Below are 21,247 nucleotides of genomic sequence, written 5' to 3' on the forward strand. Positions count from 1 at the left end.
CGGCTGTTAGTATACCATCAATGCCGGATGGATGCAAGACCCAGCTCGGTGATCTCGCAGCCGCTGCGGGTGCGTCCGACCCGGATCAGCCCTTCCTCAGCAAGCTCTTTTAAGAGACCGCGCAGCTTTCCATCGCTGACTGTGATCTCTTTTTTTGTCAGGGCGGCCATGATGGTGCCGCGCCCAATCCGAGGGGTTTGTGCGATCAGGGAAAGCACCTCGTTTTTCAATACGCTGCTTTCGCTGACCGGCTGGTTCACCCGGCTCCGGATATAGGAGGGAAGCTGGGAAAGCACCAGGGGATGGGCGGAGTACAGAGAGAAGAAATACCGGCTTAAGTTGAATAGTTCCTGAATATTTCCGGGGTAATCGTAGTTTGTCAGGAAATTCATCAGGCTGGAGGAGATCAGATCTTTCAGCCGGATATTTGGGTCATGGAACAGTTCCCGGAAAAAATGTTCCATCAGAACCGGGATGTCTTCCCGCCGCTCTCGCAGGGGGATGGTATCGATGGAGGCCGCGTTTAAAAAGAAGAAAAGCTCTTCCCGGAAACGCCCGTCCAGGACATCCTGATACAGATCTTGGCTGGTGGTGGCGATAATACGGATATCCAGATCGTCTATGGTGTTCTGCAGAATGCTGATGAGGGTATCCTGGGTGGAGAGTGGAAGACGCTCTACGCCATCAATCAGCAGCGTACCGGTATCGGCCAGCTTTAACTGGTCTGCAGCTTCCAGGCCGGTATACAGGGAGTTGAAAATGATCAGCGGGTTCTGCCTGCGGCTGGAGGTCTTGTGTATGGCCGTGGCAATTTTCTTTTTCTGGGTGCCGTTTTCACCCTGGATCAGTACCGGAAAATCGTAGAGTGCCAGGCGGCGGGCATACTCCAGCATGTTCAGCACGCGGCCGGAAACCGACAGGATACTGTCAAAACCGCTGTTGAGCCGGTAGAAATCTGAGGAAGGATCCCGTATATCGACTGGGGTAATGTCAGGGGCCGGGGAGGAGGATACAGGCTGGCTGCTCAGCAGGTAAAGCGGTTTGTGGCCGGGCAGGGAAAGCTGCAGGACACTGAGCTGCCTGCGCAGGCCGCTGCGGCTGACCAGCTGGTAGTCCGCGCTCTGGCAGAAATTGTGGGAAGCATACTGGGAAGGCAGCCAGGAGGAAAACAGACTGTTCATGCATTCATTTTCCAGAATGTCCCAGTCCTGGCAGAAGGAGCGATTCACCATGCTGATGCGGCCTTCGTCTGTCATGAGGCAGAGACTGACGTTTAAATTGCTCATAACGGCCTGCAGGAGTTGTTTGGAAAATACATAGTTGGTGTAATGGGTTCCGGTTAACTGGATGATCTGCAGAATCCGGTTCACATAGGTCCGCGTGATCTGGTTGGTTAAGCTGGACGGAAGCTGAAAGCAGGTGCATAGATCGTGAATCGTGGAAATATCAATGATCCGGTTCCCGATATTGATAATATTGGGGACATGGTGCGGAACCAGCTGAGGCTCGCCCAGGGTGATGGCATACTGGATGGACTCATCGGTCTGGGTACAGCCCTGATAAAAAGGAACAAAGTGGTATTGGGTGATACCGGCATCTTTGAGTTGTCCGAGAATATCCAGAACGGAATCCTGCGTGTCATTGACCAGATAGACAGAGGAACCTTGTGGAATCCGGATGATCTGGTCCAGGAAAGCAGGGTTAAAGGTGCGGGTACAGATCAACTGGGTGATGTGTTCCGGAATGGAAACCGGAAATGCATCCCTGGTGCGGCTGCTGGCGAACAAAACACAGGAATAGGGATCAAGCTGTGCCGGATCATGGATCTGGTAGGGATCCATGATATCGAAGCGGATATATTCTCCGAGAAGAGTCGAGAGATATTCCTGAAATTCACGGCGGATCGGCGGGTGAAGGCAGATGATCAGTACTCCCGGTTTTTGAAATTCCATAACGGGCAGTTCGGAATAGGACATGTTTTTACTCCTCCTGATTTATGAAAAAAATATTGGGTTAATTATAAAATAAATATGCATATAAAACAATCTAAACTATTAAAAAAATAAAGAACTGTAAATATTTATCAAAAAATAGCATTTTCTATTTGACATTGTAATGTGGTAAAGTGTAGAATGGAAAACATGCAAGGGTGCATACACGGGAAGGGAAACGTATGCTCCATGCTTTTTTTATATACATGGAGCGTAAAGAACGTGTAAAGATTCCTGAAAGAAGAGGAGGATCAATTTATGAAGAAGACAAAAACAAAGCTTCTGGCTGTGCTCCTTACTGCAGCCATGGGCGCACTGACCGCATGCGGCGGTTCTGGTTCTTCTGAGACCACTGCAGCAGCTTCCGGCGAGTCACAGGCAGCAGAAACTACCGCAGCTGTAGAGCTGGCAGAGGGCGAGTCCGTATCCCAGGATACCGACATCACCGCAGCTATGCTGGTAGATTTCACCACCATGGATCCGATGGATACCAGCGATACCTTATCCGGCGGTATTCAGAGACTGATGATGGACGGTCTGTTCGGCTTCGATGATGATATGAAGATCATCCCGATGCTGGCTACCGACTACGAAGCAAACGACGACGCTACCGAGTTCACCATTCACTTAAGAGAGGGCATCCAGTTCTCCGATGGTACTCCGTGGAACGCAGAGGCAGCAAAGGCAAACTTTGACCGCTGGGGTGATAAGAACCTTGGCTTAAAGAGAACGACCTTACTGTGCAATGTATTAAAAGAGACAGAGATTGTTGATGATTACACTGTAAAAGTAACCCTTCAGAGCCCATTTGGCGCATTCATCCCAACCCTGGCCCATCCGGCCTGTGTTGTTATGAGCCCGGCTGTGATCGCAAAGGGCAATGAAGAGTGTGCAAAGAACCCGGTGGGTACCGGCCAGTACACCTTCGTAGAGTGGGTAGCAGGTGAGCACGCTACCATCGCTTTAAACAAAGACTGGTGGGGCTATAACGCAGATATCTGCGGCGGCACCGCTTTAGTAGACCCGGATGCCGGTTTCAAAACCATTACCTTCAAGCCGGTATCTGAGAACGCAACCCGTGTCGCAATGCTGCAGTCCGGCGACGCTCAGTTCATCTGGCCGGTTCCGACTGAGAGCATTGAGACTCTGCGTGGCGACAGCAATGTAGCAGTTGGCCAGGAAGAGGGTATCGTAGTACGTTACCTGATGATGAACAACCAGAAAGCACCGTTTAACGATGTGAGAGTCCGTCAGGCCATCAACTACGCGATCAACAAGGATGCTTACTGCGCAGTTGTTAAGAACGGTGTGGCAACTCCGGCAACCTCCATCATCGGACCGAACGTCCAGTTCTACAAGGGCAACGATGTATATGCATATGACATCGAGAAGGCGAAATCCTTACTGGCTGAGGCCGGTTATCCGGATGGCTTCAAGACCAGCATCATGTGTGCTTCTACTACTGCAAACTTAAAGCAGTGTGAGTTTTTACAGCAGCAGCTGGCTCAGGTCGGCATCGACGTTGAGATCAACGCTCTTGAGAGCGCGGTGGTAAACCAGAAGATCCAGGATGTGAATGTTCCTGGCTCTGAGGCAGAGGTTGATATGTATGTGATCGGCTGGTCCCCGTCTACCGGTGATGCGGACTGGGGTATCCGTCCGCTGATGGCGATTGAATCTGAGCCGCCGGCAAGCTACAATATCTGCTACTATGAGAACGAAGAGGTTGACCAGCTCTTAAAAGACGCATTATCTACCGCGGATGATGCCAAGAGAGCTGAGGCTTACGCAAAAGCCCAGGATATCATCTGGGAGGAGAGCCCGCTTGTATGTCTGGCAAACGACAACAACACCTGGGCCAGCTCCGCAAAGATGGTGGACGCAAAGGTCTTCCCGGATAACTGCCTGAACTTAAGAAACGCTAAGCTGGCAAAGTAATCCATATTTAGCTAAGAAACAGATCTGACAGAATGATATACTGTAAAACAGGTGGTCTGGCGGAAATCTGATCCGCCGGACCATTTTTGCAGGAAAAAGAATCCGATTAACAGGGGGTACTCCCCAAAAAGAATGAAAGGTGTTGAGTGTATGTTAAGGTACATAGGTAAAAGAATCATTGGAGTGATACCTACCCTGATTATTGTGGTAACCTTCGTATTTTTCTTCGTACGGCTGATCCCGGGTGATCCGGCACGTCTGGTAGCCGGTCCGCAGGCAACGCTGGAAGATGTACAGGTAGTTAGAGAAGAACTGGGTCTGGATAAACCAATCCATGAACAGTATATTACATATGTAACAGGTCTGCTGAAAGGTGACCTTGGTACATCTCTCCGGACCAAGCGTCCGGTTGCGGTGGAGGTTTCCAACCGCTATGCCAATACGGCAAAACTGACCCTGCTGGCCCTCGCATGGAGCACCATCGTGGGTGTGCTTCTCGGCGTATGGTCCGGAAGACACAGAAGCCGCTGGCAGGATTACACAGGAATGACACTGGCTGTGTCCGGCATATCGCTTCCTTCTTTCTGGGTTGGCTTTATGCTGATCATGGTATTTTCCGTGAATCTGAAATGGTTCCCGACCACGGGTGCGGATTCACTGAAGAGTCTCGTATTACCTTCGATCGCACTGGGATCCAGTATCGCGGCAATCATTGCCCGCTTTACCAGATCCTCTATTATAGAAGTATTAAAAGATGATTATATCCGTACTGCGCGCGCAAAGGGCTTAAGAGAGCGCGTTGTTGTATGGAAGCATGCGTTCCGCAACGCGATGATCTCCGTGGTTACCGTAGTCGGCCTGCAGTTTGGTTTCCTGCTTGGCGGTTCCGTAGTAACCGAGTCTGTATTCGCGTTCCCGGGCCTTGGTTCTCTGCTGGTTGAGTCTGTAAACTATCGTGACTATCCGGCGATCCAGTCCCTGATCCTGATCTTTTCATTGCATTTCGTTGTGATCAACCTGATTGTAGATGTGCTTTATGCTGTACTCAATCCGGAAATCCAGCTTGACTAAGAAAGGAGGAGTTTAAGATGGCAAAAGAGAAAAAAGTAAATCAGGACGAAGAGACCCTGAACGAAAAAACGGACATCAGCACTCCGCTTTCTGAGTTTGTCCGTAAATTTAAAAAACAGAAGACCGCCATTGTGGCCCTGGTTTTCATCCTATTTTTAGTAGTGCTTTCCTTTACTGCAAAATTCATTGCTCCGTATGGGATTAACGATTTCGATTACAACGCGATCATGCAGGCACCGACCGCGGCACACTGGTTCGGAACCGATGAGTTTGGACGGGATCTGTTCTCCCGTATCATCTGCGGTACCGGAATTTCCTTAAGTGTCGGCCTGTTCTCTGTCAGCATCGCGGCTGTGATCGGCTCTTTCCTGGGTCTGATCGGCGGTTACTACGGCGGCATCATTGATTCCATTATCATGCGTATCTGTGACGCGCTGTTCGCGTTCCCTGGCATCATTCTGGCCATCGCGATCGTAGCGATCCTTGGCAGCGGCATGACCAATGTTATCATTGCGGTAGCGGTGTTCAACATTCCGAAATTTGCGCGTCTGGTACGAGGCAACACCCTGGCAACCAAGAACAGCGTGTTCGTACAGGCAGCAAAGAACATCGGCGCGGATGATAAGCGTATCCTGTTCTACCACATCCTGCCGAGCGCGATCCCGGACATCATCGTGCAGTACAGTATGTCCATCGGATCTTCCATTCTGACTGCGTCTTCCTTAAGTTTCTTAGGCATGGGTGCCCAGCCGCCGACACCGGAGTGGGGCCTGCTTTTAAGCAACGGACGTACTTACATGATGAACAGCTGGCATATCACCCTGTTCCCGGGTCTTGCGATCTTCTTAACCGTACTCAGCTTCAACCTGCTGGGCGATGGACTCAGAGACGCACTCGATCCGAAGCTGACTGATTAAGGAGGTGCAGGAATATGAGCGAAACAATCAAAGTGGAGACAACGAAAGATGCCTCCGGCAAAAATATTCTGGAAATCAAAAACATGCACACCTGGTTCCACATGGACAGCGGTATTGTCAAGTCCGTGGATGGTGTTGACATTGAGTTAAAAGAGGGTTCCACCCTTGGTATCGTAGGTGAGTCCGGAAGCGGAAAGAGCGTAACCGCCCTGTCCGTTATGGGCCTGCTAATGGGAACCACCGGTAAGATTGAGGAGGGCGAGATCCTCTTAGACGGCAAGGACATTGTTCACATCAGCAATGAGGAGCGCAGGAAGCTGCGTGGAAGCAAGATCTCCATGATCTTCCAGGAGCCTATGACCAGCTTGAATCCGGTCATGAAGATCGGTGACCAGATCATGGAAGCCATTCTCATGCATCAGAAGGTGAGCAAGAAGGAAGCAGAGGAGAAAGCCATTGAGATGCTTCGCATGACAGGGCTTCCCCGTGTGGAAAAGATGATGAAGGAGTATCCGTTCCAGCTTTCTGGCGGCCAGCGCCAGCGTGTCATGATCGCGATGGCTCTGGTATGCAACCCGGAAATCCTGATTGCGGATGAGCCGACCACGGCCCTGGATGTAACCATTCAGGCACAGATCCTGGACCTGATGAACAAGTTAAAGAAAGAGATCGGAACTTCCATTCTCTTCATCACCCATGACCTTGGCGTGGTGGCAGAGGTCTGTGACCAGGTGGTTGTCATGTACTGCGGCCGCGTGGTTGAGAAAGGTTCCGTCTATGACATTTTCGATAACCCGTCCCATCCGTACACGGAGGGCCTGTTAAATTCCATCCCGAAGCTGGGTGAGCACGTGGAAGAGTTGGAATCCATTCCGGGCAACGTGCCGAACCCGAAATACATGCCGAAGGGCTGTAAATTTGCTCCGCGCTGCAAATATGCGTTTGACCGCTGTCGCGAGGAAGAACCGGGATTTACCGATCTCGGAAACGGACACCAGAGCCGCTGCTGGCGCTGCGTGAAAGAAGGGGGTAAGGACTGATGGCAGACAATTTATTAGTTGTCCGGGGACTGAAGCAGTATTACCCGGTAAAGGGCGGACTTGGAAAAGAGCCGTCCTATGTGAAAGCAGTCGATAATGTGGATTTTGAGGTAAGACGCGGGGAGGTATTCGGAATCGTAGGAGAGTCCGGATGCGGAAAGTCTACCCTTGGAAAAAGTATCTGTAAGCTGATCGAACCGACGGAAGGCTCCATCGTATTAGACGGAGAGGAAATCTCCAAATACACACCGAAGCAGATGCGCCCGATCCGCAAGAAAGTCCAGATGGTATTCCAGGATCCGTATGCATCCTTAAACCCGCGTATGTCTGTCCGTGATATCGTGGCAGAGCCGCTCATCATTCACGGCCTGACAAAAACCCGTGAGGAGACGGATAAAAAGGTCGTAGAGCTTCTGCGCCGTGTTGGTCTGGACGATTACCATGCAAACCGTTATCCTCATGAGTTCTCCGGCGGCCAGCGTCAGCGTGTCGGCATTGCGAGGGCATTGGCGGTACAGCCGCAGCTGATCATTGCCGATGAGCCGGTTTCTGCACTGGATGTTTCTATTCAGTCCCAGGTATTAAACCTGATGAATCAGTTAAAGCGCGACATGAACCTGACCTACATCTTCGTAGCCCACGACTTGAGCGTTGTGGAGCACATCAGCGACCGTGTCGGTGTTATGTATCTGGGCAACTTTGTGGAGGAGGGCGACAAGTACAGCCTGTACCAGAACCCGCTCCACCCGTACACCCAGGCCCTTCTTTCCGCGGTTCCGATCCCGGATCCGAAGGCAAAGAAGGAGCGGATCATTCTGGAAGGCAACATTCCTTCCGCGCTGAATCCGCCGACTGGATGCAAATTCCACACCCGCTGTCCGAAGTGCATGGAGCGCTGCAAAACCGAGGCTCCGCAGAAGTACCAGGTAGGTGACGATCATTTCGTATACTGTCATCTGTACGATACCGAGGAAGCGAAGAAGAATGCAAAGGCTGCAGAGAACGCAGTTACGCATCAGTAATGGAATCTAAATGGCAATTGCATGGCATAGGAGCCGGTTTCATGACGAAATGCCATGAACCGGCTTCTTTTCCGCTTTTTGAGAAAAAGATGCAATAAAAATTTTCATAAAAAGAGAGGCACGAACAATGAAACTGTTTATCAGTGCAGATATTGAAGGCTGTGCCGGAACAACCCTCAATTATGAAACCCACAAAGACGAACCGGCTTACCAGAAATACGCGAAGCAGATGACCGATGAAGTTGTTGCTGTCTGTGAGGCAGCCCTGGCTGCAGGCGTGGATGAGATCGTAGTGAAGGACGGACACGGGGATGCCACCAATATTGATGTGATGGCCATGCCGGAGCATGTTACTCTGATCCGCGGGAAGAGCGGTCATCCAATCAACATGATGTATGGTCTGGATGAGACGTATGATGCGGTGTTTTACGTTGGATACCATGCGCCGGCCGGCGATCCGGGAAGTCCCCTCAGCCACACATCTACAGGCGCCAGCAACTTCATTGAGCTGAATGGAAAACGCATGAGTGAGTTTATGCTGAACACCTACACGGCAGCCATGTACGGTGTGCCGGTCCTGTTCTTATCCGGCGATGAGCGGATCTGTGAACTTTCAAAGGAGCTGGTTCCGCAGATTACGACCGTGGCATCCAAGAAGGGTGTGGGCGGAAGTGCCTGGAACGTATCTCCGAAGACTGTGATCGCGGATCTGAAAGCCGCTGTCACCGAGGCGCTTTCCGGCGATGTAAAGGCAAAGCTTGCAGCATGTAAGATCGCGCTTCCGGAGCAGTTTACCTATGAGGTGAACTATAAGGATTTAAAGAAGTCTTACCAGATGTCCTTCTATCCGGGTATGGAGTCTGTAGACGCGCGCACCAACCGTCTGACCAGCAAAAACTGGATGGACATCGTGACTGCGCATTCATTTGTAGTATATTAAAGCATATAGGGAGGAAATGAGAGATGGCAGATTTAAAGACAATTGCGGATTTGACCAATGCCTTTGGCCCGAGCGGTTTTGAGGAAGAGGTTGTAAAGGCAGTGCAGAAGCACTGTGAGGGACTGAACTTAAGAAACGATGCAATGTATAACGTGTATGCCACCATGCCGGATGCAAAGGGAAACCGCCCGGTATTCATGCTGGATGCGCATACCGATGAGTGCGGATTCATGGTACAGAACGTAGAGGATAACGGTTTGTTGAGCATCATCACCCTGGGTGGATTTCACATGACAAGTCTTCCTGCCCACACTGTGATCGTGCGTAACAGCAAAGGCGAGAAGATCAAGGGCATCATCACCTCCAAGCCGGTACATTTCTTAACTGCAGCGCAGAAAGCAGATAATTCCCTTACCATCGAGGAGCTAAAGGTGGATGTGGGAGCAAGCAGCAAACAGGAAGTAGAAGAAGATTACGGCATTCACATTGGTGATCCGATCATGCCGGATGTAACCTTCTCCTACGACGAGAAGCATGGCATCTGTTCCGGTAAGGCTTTTGATAACCGTCTTGGCTGTGTCTGCATCATCGAGACCATGAAAGCCCTGATGAAGGAGACCGACAGTCTGGCCGTTGATGTAGTCGGAGCCTTTGCTTCCCAGGAGGAAGTCGGCATGCGCGGCGCTACTGTAACAGCCCAACAGGTAAAGCCGGACCTGGCCATTGTATTTGAGGGATCCCCGGCAGACGATTTCTACTACCGTACCGGTGTGGCACAGGGCTGTTTAAGAAAGGGCGTTCAGATCCGCCATATGGATAACAGCTATGTGGCCAATGACGCGTTTATGGCTTATGCTCATGAGATTGCGGACAAGTATGGAATTAAATGCCAGGATGCAGTGAGACGCGGCGGCAGCACCAATGCCGGTAAGATCCATCTGACTCATCAGGCGGTTCCGGTACTGGTACTGGGCATTCCGTCCCGTTACGTGCATACTCACTACAACTTCTGTGCGAAGGAAGACATTGAGTCTACCATTAACATGGCAGTTGAGGTCATTCGCGGCTTAAATGAGGAACGCATCCGCCATATCATGCGCCAGGATGTGCTGTAATTACAAAATTGAAGAAAAACCTGTTCAGGCCAGCTCTTCCTTTGCGATGCGGATGAAGAGCTGGTCTGCTTTTGAGAGAAAGCCGTCTTTTAAGGTGGTAATGCAGGTCTCCCAGTACGCGTGATATTTTTCATCAATGCTCAGAAGAACCGGCGGGAAACCGGATGGGGTGATACTGGAATATTCCATTGGAACGAGAGCCAGCCCCATGCCTTTTGCGGCCAGAAGCTGGGTCGTTTCAAAGTTCCGCAGAGTCATGGCAATGCGTGGTCGTGTAATTCCGGCACGGCGCAGTACATCATCGGTGATCTGGCGGATGCGCTGGGAGGAATGCAGCATCAAAAAGGGTTCTTTTGCTGCAAGGCGGATGTCCAGAACCGGGTGAGGGTATCCTTCCCGGGTTTCTGCCAGGGCGGTTAACGGATGATCTGGTGCGATGGCCAGAACAAAGGGGTCCCGCTTCATGATGTCGTAATGGAACTGCGGATGCTGGGTCGGATCAGATGGCGCATGCATCAGGGCGAAGTCCAGCTCGCCGGACAGAAGAAGCTGTTCTAGCACAGTTGTGTTTTCTTCCCTGATGTTCAGTTCGATATTGGCGCAGAGGCCGTGGAAACGGGGAAGAACCTTGGGAAGTACCAGGGTTCCCAGATGGTTGGTAGTGCCCAGATGGATGCGGCCGGTTTTTAAGTTATTGATGTCACTGATCTCCATCTCGAAATCCTGGTACAGCTTTAAAACCTGGATTGCCATGTGGTAGTAGCGTTCCCCGGCAAAGGTCAGGGTCAGGCCGCCGGATGTCCGGTTGAAAAGCTCGGTTCCAACGGATTCCTCAATACGCTGGATGGACTGGCTTAAGGAAGGCTGTGCGATAAAAAGCTTTTTTGCAGCCCGGGAAATGTTTTTTTCATCTGCCACGGTTTTAACATAGAGAAGTTCTTTGGTAGTCATGGGATCCTCTTTTCTGCTTGGTTTCTGCATTGCGTGATAAATGGATTATAATACAAAAACGGAAAAAATACAAAGACCGGGCCGTGCGCGGTTGACTTGCTTCCCGGACTGAGATAGAATGGAGCCGGTTTTTAAAAATTGAGAAGGGGTTTTACAATGGAACAGCAAAACGATAAAATAAGTTTTCTTGCGGGACTGCGTGATGGCGTACCCATTGGACTGGGCTATTTTGCCGTGGCGTTCACCCTTGGCATTACAGCGGGAAAAGCGGGCATGAACGCACTGCAGTCATCCCTGATGTCTGCGCTGATGCTAGCGTCGGCAGGAGAGTTCGCAGCCATCAGCATGATCGGATCAGGAGCCGGTTTCATGGAGATGATCATTACCACGGTGGTTATTAACATGCGGTATCTCCTGATGTCCAGCGCATTGTCCCAGAAGGTACAGCAGAATCGGCCGTTTCTTCACCGCATTTTCATGTCTTATGCGGTCACCGATGAGATTTTTGGAATTTCCATGGCGGTTCCGGGAAAGCTGAATCCATTTTACCAGTATGGCGCGACCTGTGTGGCAGCTCCGGGCTGGGTGCTTGGTACATTCCTCGGCGCCGTGGTTGGCATGATCCTTCCGGCACCGGTTATGAGTGCCATGAGCGTGGCCATTTACGGCATGTTTCTTGCGGTGGTGATTCCGCCGGCAAGAAAGGACAAAATCATTGCCGCAGTGGTTGCGATTTCCATGACCGTGAGCTTTTTATTCCAGAGCATTCCGGGACTTAAGAACATTTCATCGGGTTTTCAGATCATTCTGCTGACGGTGCTGATCTCAGCCGTGGCAGCGGTATTATTCCCGGTAAAGGAGGAGCAGCATGAATCATAATATTTACGCATCCATTCTGGTCATGTTTCTGACGATCTATGCCGTGCGGGCCCTGCCGCTGACACTGATCCGGAAGGAAATCAAAAATCCGTTTATTCAGTCTTTTCTATATTATGTACCCTATGTGAGTCTGTCCGTCATGACATTTCCGTCTATTCTCTCCGCAACTGGAAACCAAATCACGGGAATAGTCGGATTTGCGGCAGGCGTGATCCTGGCCTGGATCGATGGCAATCTATTCCGGGTTTCCATCGGTGCCTGTGTGGCTGTGTATATAGCGGAGATGATCGTGAACGCTCTGCACTAAAATGGAAACAAGCGAGCTTTGCCCCCTGGAAACCAGCGGAAAACATTGACAAAAACAGGAAAGAGATTTATAATTCCCTCATCGTCTGTCTAAAAACGGGCGGTGGGGAGCAATCCATAATTGGAATCGAATGAGGAGGATAAGAACTATGGCAACAAGAAGAAACGCAGCTAAGGCAGCAGCAAAAGCGGCACCGAAGACTGAGTCCGTAAAGGCAGAAGTTAAGACCACTGCAGCAGAGGTTAAAGCAGAGGCTCCGGTAAAGGCAGTTGTTGAAGCACCGGCAGCAAAGCCAGTCGAGACCACCAAAAAAGCACCAGCAAAGAAAGCTCCTGCAAAGAAGGCAGACCCGAAGGCTTGCGTAGTTATTGAGTTCGCTGGCAAGCAGACCGTAGCAAAAGACGTTCTGGATAAGGCAGTGAAGGCATATGAAGAGGCTCATAAGGGCGCAGAGATCAAAACCATTGAAGTTTATGTAAAACCGGAAGAAAATGTTGCTTACTATGTAGTAAACGGAGAAGGTTCTGACGATTATAAGGTAACCTTATAATTCAGGAATCTCAGTTGTATCTGTACACTTTGTGAAGAGTGGAGTGAGGCTTTGGTTCAAAGCCTCACTCATTTGTTTTATAGATTTACAGGAAAAGGAGAGACACGATGGAACAGCAGGAAACCTGGAAACTTCCGGAAGCCTTTGTGACAAGAATGAGAATTATGCTGGGAGAGGAATGTGATGCCTTTCTTGCAAGCTATGAGAAAGAACGGGCTCTTGGCCTCCGGGTCAACACCATGAAGGTTCCGGCAGCAGAATTTGCCGGAAAAAACCAGGCCGAGTTTTCCCTGCGCCCGGTTTCCTGGTGCCCGGAAGGCTTCTATTATGCTCGGGAAAGCCGTCCGGGACGCCATCCTTACCATGAGGCAGGTGTTTATTATATCCAGGAACCTAGCGCCATGGCGGTAGTGTCCCTGCTGGATCCGAAACCTGAAGATAAAGTTCTGGATTTGTGTGCGGCTCCGGGCGGAAAGACCACTCATATTGCGTCCCACCTGAAGGGAAAAGGGTTTCTGGTCAGCAACGAGATCCACCCGGCCCGGGCAAAAATCCTCTCCCAGAACGTGGAGCGCATGGGCATTGGCAATGTCATTGTGACCAATGAGGATTCCGGTACTCTGGCAAACTTTTTCCCGGAGTTCTTTGACTGCATGGTGGTGGACGCGCCATGCTCCGGCGAAGGTATGTTCCGGAAAGATGAGCAGGCCAGAAATGAGTGGAGCGAGGCCAATGTAAAGCTGTGTGCAGAGCGTCAGCAGGAAATTCTGGACAATGCGGCGGAGATGTTAAAACCGGGCGGCAGAATGGTCTATTCCACCTGCACCTTTGCGCCGGAGGAAGATGAGGACGGCATCGCTGTTTTCCTGGAGCGCCATCCGGAATTTTCCGTGGTATGTGTGGGCGCTGATGAAATGCCGGTGGGGTTATCCTGTGGGCATCCAGAGTGGAGTCACAACAAAAATCAGGAGCTTCAGGACACCTTTCGCATCTGGCCCCATAAGTCAGAGGGAGAAGGGCATTATCTGGCACTTCTTCGCAAGGCGGGAACGTGGGCCGTGGAAGATGGAAGAAAGCGGAAACAGCCGAAATACTGGAATGAAAAGGCAGGACGTTCCTATGTGGAAGAATTTCTGAAAAAGTCACTGACTGCGACCGGCCATGATGTACTGGAGACCGGTATGGACCGACTAATTCTTTTCGGAGACCAGTTATACCAGCTGCCGGAGGGAACACCGGCGTTAGACCGGCTGCGGGTTCTGCGTCCGGGACTGCACCTTGGTGCCTTCAAGACCAAACGGTTTGAGCCGTCCCACGCACTTTCCCATTACCTGAAGCCGGAGCAGGCTGTATCGGTTTTAAGGCTTGAGCGGGATGACACACAGGTACTGGCTTATTTGAAAGGAAATACAGTAAACGGCCCGGCTGATTTGTCCGGCTGGACCTTAGTCTGCATGGAGGATTATCCTCTGGGCTGGGGAAAGGCAGTTTCCGGAACTGTGAAGAATCATTATCCAAAAGGGCTCCGCATACAGGGTTAAACCTGTGTGCGAAGCCCTTTCGTGCCGTTATAATTTTAATCGTGGGTCTTAAAGGTCTCAACGATTGCGATCATATCTTCTTTGTGCAGCTTTTTGTTGTTCATAAAGTCTCTTGTCTTCGGAATGTAATGTTCCAGGATCGGCAGAAGGATCAGGGCGGTAATGCCACTGGTGAAACCTCCGTTGTAAAGCACCAGTCCGCCGTGAAGGGCACTGGTTGCCGTGCACATAGACGCGCACATAAAACCGGCCGCGATGCCTGCGCGTCTGCCATACCGTCCGGAAATCGGGCAGAGGCCGGTGGCGAATGCCACACCGTTTATGTATCCCTGGGTGGTGATGGTCCAGCTGATCTCCCGGCCATTGATGTAACAGATGGTCAGAGTGAACAGGTAAAGCAGCTGGTATCCGGCAAGAATTGGCCAGATGTTTTTCGGATGCTGTCCCATGCAGGTAAAAGTCAGGGCAGCAAGGATCACACCGATGGTGGCACCGGTAAAGCCGGCTCCCTCTGTGTAGACCATGATAATGTCTAAATAGAACAAAAAGAACATACCGACGGTACCGATGTTGATGAGGCAGACCGGCATGCTGTATTTGGTGGCAAAGTCAGTCTGGTATCCGGTGTCCCGGGTCAGCTCTTCGTAGCCGGAAAAGCTCTTTCCGTTTAAGAGGAAGCCGGCCAGGATGCAGATGCCAAAAACAATCAGAAAAAAGCAGTTGGCATAGAGCTGGAAGGAATGACCGAAATGCTCATATACCGGATTGAAACGTGTCAGCTTGGCAGATGCGTCTACTCCCATGGTGTTGTAGAAAAAGTTAAACAGGAAGAAGCCGAAAAGGCCAAAGGCCAGGCCGCCGTTGTACAGGTTGTAGCCTTTGTGCCATGCATGGGCACCGGGCAGGATGGCCGGTACGATGAAGCCAAGCATAATTGAAAATGCGATGGTTAAAAATACGCCGCTTACGGTAAGGGTTGGATGTTCGAAAACAAAATTGTCCTGGGTGTAGCGGAATAGCAGTTCTCCGATAAATGGCCCGAATGAAGTGGTAAACATGCAGACATGGAGGTTGCTCTTAAAGTCGAGCTTTTTTAACTGCAGATAAAGAAATGGGGCCAGAAAACAAGGCCACATGGTTAAAAAGTTCAGGCCGTAAAAGCAGTGGGCTACAACAAGAAAGTAGCCAGCCAGCGTGCTGGGGCGGGAGTCGCCTTTCAATCCCACCATAAAAATCCAGCAGGCCAGACCGCAGGCTCCGGCGTTTAACATGGCGCTGGGCAGTCCGCCGATTTCCAGATAATCGGTAACCAGAGGGCTGGGCGAGGTCATGATAAGATACCAGCCATGAAGAATATTGCCAGTTTCGTGTGTGTATACAGCTGCAATCAGCGAAGAAATCAGAAACGCAACAGAAAAACCAAGAGCAACCCCATTGATGAGGGTGCTGTTGGTTATTTTTTTAGTCTCCATACTTAAATCCCCTGTATTAGTATTTAATTTTTGCTTTTATTGTAATGATTTTGAGTAGTAGTGTTCTAATTCTCAATTATAGAGCAGGAAACTGTCTATTTCAACATGATTTCTTAATAGAATTTGTATGGAATTAAATGCAAAATGGTGCTGTGTGCGGCAGGGAAGGAAGAAACTGTTTCATGTCCGCCGGGAGTGGAGCTGTAAAGTGCAGGGGGATACCGGTGATCGGGTGTGGAAAGGACAGTTTCCAGGAATGAAGGCTCTGGCGGTTTAAGTACCGGTAGTCCGGATTGTAAAGAAAATCTCCGTACAGTGGATGACCGATGTATTTCATATGGACACGGATCTGGTGTGTGCGTCCGGTTTCAAGACGGATTTCAAGAAGGGAAGAATCCGTTTCATGGGAGTAGGAGATCAGCCGGTAATGTGTTATGGCAGATTCCCCATGCAGCGGATCCGCCATACGTTCGATGGTCGATCCGGGAACTCGGGCAATCGGAACAGTAATAGTACCCTCCGGTGCGCCGGAAAGATCGCCGGTTACGGCAGCGAGATAGGTACGGTGGATTTTATGCTGTTTTACCATATCGGACAGAATGCAGCCGCTCAGGGCATGTCTGGCGATAATGAGCAGGCCGGTAGTATCGCGGTCGAGACGGTTGATGGCGCGGAAAACAAATGGCTCCTGCCTGTTTTCAAAATACCATGCCAGTCCGTTGGCGAGGGAATTGTCAAAATGTCCCTGGGAAGGGTGGATAGGGACATTAGCTGCTTTGTTAATAACCATAAGATCGTCATCCTCGTAAAGGATGGAAAGGGGCATTGGCACTGGAATAATGTGTTCAGAGGATACGTCTTCGGAAAATGTGACAGAAAGAATATCCCCGGCCATAAGTTTTCTGGTGGTGTAGACTTTTTCCCCGCAAAGCAGGAGCCCATCACTGGTCAGTTTGATACGGTTGATGAGACTTTTGGAATAACCGTGTTCTTTTAAAAGAGATTCTACAGTCTGGCCGTCTGTGTGAGCCGTGTAGGTGTAATGCAGTGTCTTCATGAAGGGGCCTCCTTTTTGTTCTGGCGGGATGAGGCGTGCAGGTGTTTCTGGCGGCTTACTGCATGTTCGGTGGGTGCGTCTTCTCTCAGAAAGCTGGCACGCTGTACGCTGTCAACTCCGAATCGTCCGCGTATGGCATCTACCGCTTTTTTCCATGGCCCGCATTTTCTTTGCGTGTTCGTCTTCAAACAGGCTCATCTGTTCAAAGGCATCTTCCTGGATCCGTGTAGTGCGCAGACCTGGTGAGTAGTTATCTGGCTTCTATCATAGCAGAATATCCGAAAATTTACCAGAATAGGATAGAGAGACAGTGTGATAACAAGCGGGGTGTATGGATTGAAGAGAAAAGAAAAGAGAAACCGGATCATCGGTCTGATGACCGGAATCAGCATTGGCTTTGCGGCGTGGGGGAGTGAGCACCCGCAGCCGGATCCATGGAGGGCAGCTGGAAATGTACAGGTGGTGCAAAGCGGAATGCCTGCGGCACAGGAAACAGGGCAAGCAGTGCAGAACGGTGCCGGGGAGAATATACATGCGCTTTCCCTGCATGCCCAGAGTGCAGTGCTGATGGATGCGGACAGCGGCCGCATTTTATATGGAAAGGACGAGCATCAGATCCGGCCTATGGCCAGCACCACCAAGATCATGACCTGCATTCTTGCGCTAGAACTTGGGAATCCGGAGGATTTCTGCGAGGTTTCAAAACGGGCGGCCGGACAGCCGAAAGTCAGGCTGGGAGCACCGGCCGGAAGTATGCTGAAGCTTCAGGATCTTTTGTATTCCCTGATGCTGGAGTCTCACAATGATTCTGCGGTGGTGATTGCGGAGCACATCAGCGGAAACGTGGAAGCATTTGCGGAAGAGATGAACCGCAAGGCCCGGGAAATCGGCTGCAGGAATACCGTGTTTCTGACACCAAACGGGCTGGATGAAGAGAAAAAGGCAGCGGACGGAGAAGTGATCCGGCACAGCACGACGGCGGAAGAACTGGCAAAGATCATGCGGTACTGTACTGAATTATCGCCAAAGCATGATGAATTTTTAACGATAACGCGCTGCAAAACCCATGTTTTTTCGGATCGGGCAAAACGGAACTCCTATCATTGTATAAACCATAACGCACTGCTGGATATGACGGCAGAGGCTGTGAGCGGAAAGACTGGTTTTACAGGCGGAGCCGGATACTGTTATGTGACAGAGCTGTCGGACGGGGACCGAAAATTTATTATCTCGCTTCTGGGCTGCGGCTGGCCTCCGCATAAAACCTGGAAGTGGGAGGATGTAAGACGGCTGTATCGCTATGGAAAGGAGCAGTATTTCTACCGGGAATTTGCGTTTGAGGAAAAGCAGATCCGAGTCCCTTTGGAAAATGGTGCCGGAAAAGACTGGATTTATGCGGTTTCTGACAGCCCCAGGCAGAAGAAAACGTTTCGGCTTCTGGTAGCGGAGAATGAACAGCCTGAAGCAGAATATGTCTTAAAACAGGCACTGGAAGCTCCGGTGAAGGCAGGGGATGGAATTGGAAATGTGTATTACAGCCTGAATGGAATCCGGATTGGACAGAGCAGCTACCGGGCAAAGGACGGAGCGGACGCCTGGAATTTGTATTACTGCCTGAGCCAGGTTATAAAATTCTGGTCCATGCATGCTTTGTAAAAAAAATTCAAAAATACTTGAATTTTATCCGATGACATTATATTATTATAATCGGCAGAAATTGGATTTACTAAACGATAGTTTGTCTTTCTCTTAACAATACAAAAGAGGAGGAAAAGCGATCGTCAAATATTTCAAAATGGAGGATTGCAAAATGAGTAATCAAACATCAGCAAGTAACAGAATCAACGCATTACTTGATGAGAACAGTTTTGTTGAAGTTGGCGCTTACATTACAGCAAGAAGCACTGATTTTAACATGGCTGCTAAGGAGACTCCGGCAGATGGCGTAATCACCGGTTACGGTACCATCGAAGGAAACCTTGTGTATGTGTACAGCCAGGACGCTTCCGTACTGGGCGGTTCCTTAGGCGAGATGCACGCAAAGAAAATTTCCAACATCTATTCCATGGCAGTAAAGATGGGCGCACCGGTCATCGGACTGGTTGACTGTGCAGGTCTTCGCCTGCAGGAAGCAACCGACGCTTTAAACGGCTTTGGCGAGATGTATTTAAGCCAGACCCTGGCATCTGGCGTAGTTCCGCAGATCTCCGCTATCTTTGGTACCTGCGGCGGCGGTATGGCAGTTGCATCTGCTATGTCTGACTTTATTTTTATGGAAGAGAAGAACGCAAAATTATTTGTAAATTCTCCGAACGCAATCGATGGAAACCGTGTTGAGAAGTGCGACACTTCCAGCGCAGCATTCCAGAGCGAGGAAACCGGCCTTGTGGACTTTACCGGAAGCGAGGAGGATATCTTATCCCAGATCCGTGCCCTGGTAACCATTCTTCCGGCAAACAACGAGGACGACATGTCCTACAGCGAGTGCACCGACGATTTAAACCGTGTATGCTCCGATCTTGAGAACTGTGCAGGCGCTACCGACCTGGCACTGGCACAGATCTCTGACGATAACTTCTTCTTAGAGGTTAAGAAAAACTATGATAAGTCTATGGTAACCGGCTTCATCCGTCTGAACGGAACCACCGTAGGCTGCGTTGCAAACCGCACTGCTGTTTACGCAGCAGACGGCGTGAAGGAAGACGAGTTTGACGCAGTTCTTTCCGCTAATGGCGCTGAGAAAGCTGCAAAGTTTGTTTCCTTCTGTGACGCATTCAACATCCCGCTCTTAACCCTGGTGAACGTAAAGGGCTACAAGGCATGCAAGTGCACCGAGCGCCGCATCGCAAAGAGCGCAGGCCGCTTAACCTATGCTTTCGCAAATGCAAGCGTTCCGAAGGTAACCGTTGTTGTCGGCGAGGCATATGGTACTGCTTACCTGACCATGAACTCCAAGTCCATCGGTGCAGATGTGGTTTATGCATGGCCGAACGCTTCCATCGGCATGATGGACGCTTCTGCAGCAGCAAAGATCATGTATGCAGACGAGATCGCAAAAGCAGAGGATTCCGTTGCACTCATCAATGAGAAGGCGGCTGAATACCGCGAGATGCAGTCCAGCGCACTGGCAGCGGCAAAGAGAGGATATGTAGACGATATCATCGAGGCATGTGACACCAGAAAACGTGTGATCGCAGCATTCGAGATGCTGTTTACCAAAAGAGAGGATCGTCCGGACAGAAAACATGGAACGGTTTAGAATGAGGTGACAAATATATGAAACAGTATATGAAACGAGTTTTGTTAGTGTTAAGCATGGTAGTCAGCCTCTTTGCTCTGTCCGCATGCTCCAACAAGAATGCTGCTGAGGCAGAAACTATGGATCCGCAGACAGCTTCCTACATTTCTCAGATCTCGGAAAACCTGCTCCAGACCATTGCCGAGATGGACGAGGCCACAGCAGAGGAGTCTGAGACCGGCCTGATCAAACAGGGTGAGGACGGCCTTGCGAGCGGCCTGACTTCCTGGATCGGTGTTATGAAAGACACCGGCGCATTCGTAAGCATCCTTTCCTCTGACACCGAGCTTAGTGAGGATGACCAGTATGTATGTGTGGTTCAGGCACAGTTTGAGAACCGCAATGTAGAGTTCAAAGCATTCTACACCATGGATCCGCAGAGCCAGAACTTAAACCCGGTCAGCCTGACCTTCAGCCCGGAATACACCGTAGGCGAGAACATGGCAAAAGCAGGCATGAATACTTTACTTGGTATGGGTACTGTATTCCTGGTACTGATCTTTATCAGCATCCTGATCAGCTGCTTCAAGTTCATCAGCGTTTTTGAAAACAAGGTGAAAGCAAAGAACACAGCTCCGGCACCGGCAGCAGCTCCTGTGGCAGCACCGGCAGCAGAAGAGGAAGAGCTTGTGGATGATCTGGAACTGGTGGCTGTCATCACTGCGGCTATCGCAGCATCAACCAACTCATCAACCGACTCCCTGGTAGTACGCTCCATCAAACGTGCACCGGGCGCAAAATGGAAAAGAGCATAAGCGAATAGGAGGATTCTTATCATGAAAAATTATACGATTACTGTGAATGGCAATGTATACAATGTAACTGTTGAAGAAGGAACCACTGCTGGTGTTGTTCAGGCACCGGTAGCAGCAGCTCCGAAGGCAGCTCCGGCAGCAGCAAAGGCAGCAGCTCCGGCTGGCGCACAGGGTTCTGTTGTTGTATCTGCTCCGATGCCGGGTAAGGTTCTGGCAGTAAAAGCAAGCGCAGGACAGGCTGTAAAGAAGGGTGACGTGATCATGGTTCTTGAGGCTATGAAGATGGAGAACGATATCGTAGCTCCTCAGGATGGAACCATCGCAAGCATTAATGCAGCAGCTGGTGATGCTGTAGAATCTGGCGCAACTCTTGCTACATTAAACTAATGGCTTGCAGATAAGA

The 21,247-nt window shown here is 50.4% G+C and carries 19 protein-coding genes; 15 read left to right on the forward strand and 4 right to left on the reverse strand.

Annotated elements, in window-relative coordinates; genetic code table 11:
* Positions 1-17: 17 nt before the first annotated feature.
* Positions 18-1,976, reverse strand: a complete 1,959-nt coding sequence (locus tag DXB18_RS12645) for a sigma 54-interacting transcriptional regulator (RefSeq protein ID WP_243035309.1) — start codon at positions 1,974-1,976, stop codon at positions 18-20.
* A 273-nt stretch (positions 1,977-2,249) separates the two neighbouring features.
* On the opposite strand from DXB18_RS12645, the gene DXB18_RS12650 reads away from it, so the two are divergent.
* The 7 genes from DXB18_RS12650 to DXB18_RS12680 all read left to right on the forward strand — a co-directional run bounded on the left by DXB18_RS12650 (position 2,250) and on the right by DXB18_RS12680 (position 10,034).
* Complete coding sequence (locus tag DXB18_RS12650; protein ID WP_118543023.1) at positions 2,250-3,929, forward strand: glutathione ABC transporter substrate-binding protein; 1,680 nt, start codon at positions 2,250-2,252, stop codon at positions 3,927-3,929.
* Positions 3,930-4,079: 150 nt separating this feature from the next.
* Complete coding sequence (locus DXB18_RS12655) at positions 4,080-5,000, forward strand: ABC transporter permease subunit (RefSeq protein ID WP_118543091.1); 921 nt, start codon at positions 4,080-4,082, stop codon at positions 4,998-5,000.
* 17 nt (positions 5,001-5,017) lie between these two features.
* On the forward strand, positions 5,018-5,917 hold the full coding sequence (locus DXB18_RS12660; RefSeq protein WP_118543022.1) for an ABC transporter permease subunit: 900 nt from the start codon (positions 5,018-5,020) through the stop codon (positions 5,915-5,917).
* 14 nt (positions 5,918-5,931) lie between these two features.
* Entirely contained in the window at positions 5,932-6,957 is a 1,026-nt protein-coding gene (locus DXB18_RS12665; RefSeq protein ID WP_118543021.1) for an ABC transporter ATP-binding protein, read from the forward strand.
* Positions 6,957-7,979, forward strand: coding sequence for a dipeptide ABC transporter ATP-binding protein (locus DXB18_RS12670; RefSeq protein ID WP_118543020.1), 1,023 nt, complete (start codon positions 6,957-6,959; stop codon positions 7,977-7,979). Before DXB18_RS12665 ends, DXB18_RS12670 begins: the two co-directional genes overlap by 1 nt.
* A 127-nt stretch (positions 7,980-8,106) precedes the next feature.
* Complete coding sequence (locus DXB18_RS12675) at positions 8,107-8,919, forward strand: M55 family metallopeptidase (RefSeq protein ID WP_118543019.1); 813 nt, start codon at positions 8,107-8,109, stop codon at positions 8,917-8,919.
* Between the two features lie 23 nt (positions 8,920-8,942).
* A complete protein-coding gene (locus DXB18_RS12680) occupies positions 8,943-10,034 on the forward strand; it encodes a M20/M25/M40 family metallo-hydrolase (RefSeq protein WP_118543018.1) in 1,092 nt (363 codons plus the stop codon).
* Positions 10,035-10,058: 24 nt separating this feature from the next.
* Here the strand turns inward: DXB18_RS12680 and DXB18_RS12685 are convergent, their stop codons facing one another.
* Positions 10,059-10,985: a LysR family transcriptional regulator gene (locus DXB18_RS12685; RefSeq protein ID WP_118543017.1), complete on the reverse strand. Its 927-nt coding sequence runs from the start codon at positions 10,983-10,985 to the stop codon at positions 10,059-10,061.
* A gap of 156 nt (positions 10,986-11,141) precedes the next feature.
* Between DXB18_RS12685 and DXB18_RS12690 the strand changes: the two genes are divergently transcribed.
* From DXB18_RS12690 to DXB18_RS12705, 4 genes are all read left to right on the forward strand, one after another.
* Entirely contained in the window at positions 11,142-11,864 is a 723-nt protein-coding gene (locus DXB18_RS12690) for an AzlC family ABC transporter permease (protein ID WP_118543016.1), read from the forward strand.
* Entirely contained in the window at positions 11,854-12,171 is a 318-nt protein-coding gene (locus DXB18_RS12695) for an AzlD domain-containing protein (protein ID WP_118543015.1), read from the forward strand. The genes DXB18_RS12690 and DXB18_RS12695 overlap by 11 nt, the downstream gene beginning before the upstream one ends.
* A gap of 148 nt (positions 12,172-12,319) precedes the next feature.
* Positions 12,320-12,721: a DUF6465 family protein gene (locus DXB18_RS12700; RefSeq protein WP_243103452.1), complete on the forward strand. Its 402-nt coding sequence runs from the start codon at positions 12,320-12,322 to the stop codon at positions 12,719-12,721.
* 107 nt (positions 12,722-12,828) lie between these two features.
* The gene (locus tag DXB18_RS12705; protein ID WP_118543013.1) at positions 12,829-14,262 is read left to right on the forward strand and encodes an RsmB/NOP family class I SAM-dependent RNA methyltransferase; all 1,434 of its coding nucleotides are present in this window, start codon (positions 12,829-12,831) and stop codon (positions 14,260-14,262) included.
* A 35-nt stretch (positions 14,263-14,297) separates the two neighbouring features.
* On the opposite strand, the gene DXB18_RS12710 is transcribed toward DXB18_RS12705, so the two are convergent.
* Together DXB18_RS12710 and DXB18_RS12715 are read right to left on the reverse strand one after the other, a co-directional pair.
* Positions 14,298-15,734, reverse strand: coding sequence for a DUF1576 domain-containing protein (locus tag DXB18_RS12710; protein ID WP_118543012.1), 1,437 nt, complete (start codon positions 15,732-15,734; stop codon positions 14,298-14,300).
* A gap of 133 nt (positions 15,735-15,867) precedes the next feature.
* A complete protein-coding gene (locus DXB18_RS12715) occupies positions 15,868-16,791 on the reverse strand; it encodes an RluA family pseudouridine synthase (RefSeq protein WP_118543011.1) in 924 nt (307 codons plus the stop codon).
* Positions 16,792-17,127: 336 nt separating this feature from the next.
* Here DXB18_RS12715 and DXB18_RS12720 point away from each other — a divergent pair, with 336 nt between their 5' ends.
* The 4 genes from DXB18_RS12720 to DXB18_RS12735 all read left to right on the forward strand — a co-directional run bounded on the left by DXB18_RS12720 (position 17,128) and on the right by DXB18_RS12735 (position 21,231).
* Positions 17,128-18,447, forward strand: coding sequence for a D-alanyl-D-alanine carboxypeptidase family protein (locus DXB18_RS12720; RefSeq protein WP_118708168.1), 1,320 nt, complete (start codon positions 17,128-17,130; stop codon positions 18,445-18,447).
* A 154-nt stretch (positions 18,448-18,601) separates the two neighbouring features.
* Positions 18,602-20,050 carry a carboxyl transferase domain-containing protein gene (locus DXB18_RS12725; RefSeq protein ID WP_118543009.1) on the forward strand — a complete coding sequence of 483 codons (1,449 nt, stop codon included), beginning with the start codon at positions 18,602-18,604 and terminating at the stop codon, positions 20,048-20,050.
* 17 nt (positions 20,051-20,067) lie between these two features.
* The gene (locus tag DXB18_RS12730; protein WP_118708170.1) at positions 20,068-20,844 is read left to right on the forward strand and encodes an OadG family protein; all 777 of its coding nucleotides are present in this window, start codon (positions 20,068-20,070) and stop codon (positions 20,842-20,844) included.
* A 21-nt stretch (positions 20,845-20,865) separates the two neighbouring features.
* Positions 20,866-21,231 (forward strand): biotin/lipoyl-containing protein, encoded by a 366-nt coding sequence (locus tag DXB18_RS12735; protein WP_118708172.1) that lies wholly within the window; start codon positions 20,866-20,868, stop codon positions 21,229-21,231.
* Positions 21,232-21,247: the final 16 nt, after the last annotated feature.

Origin of the sequence: Clostridium sp. OM02-18AC (genome assembly GCF_003481825.1) — a bacterium.
In the GTDB taxonomy this organism is placed as follows: domain Bacteria; phylum Bacillota; class Clostridia; order Lachnospirales; family Lachnospiraceae; genus Brotaphodocola.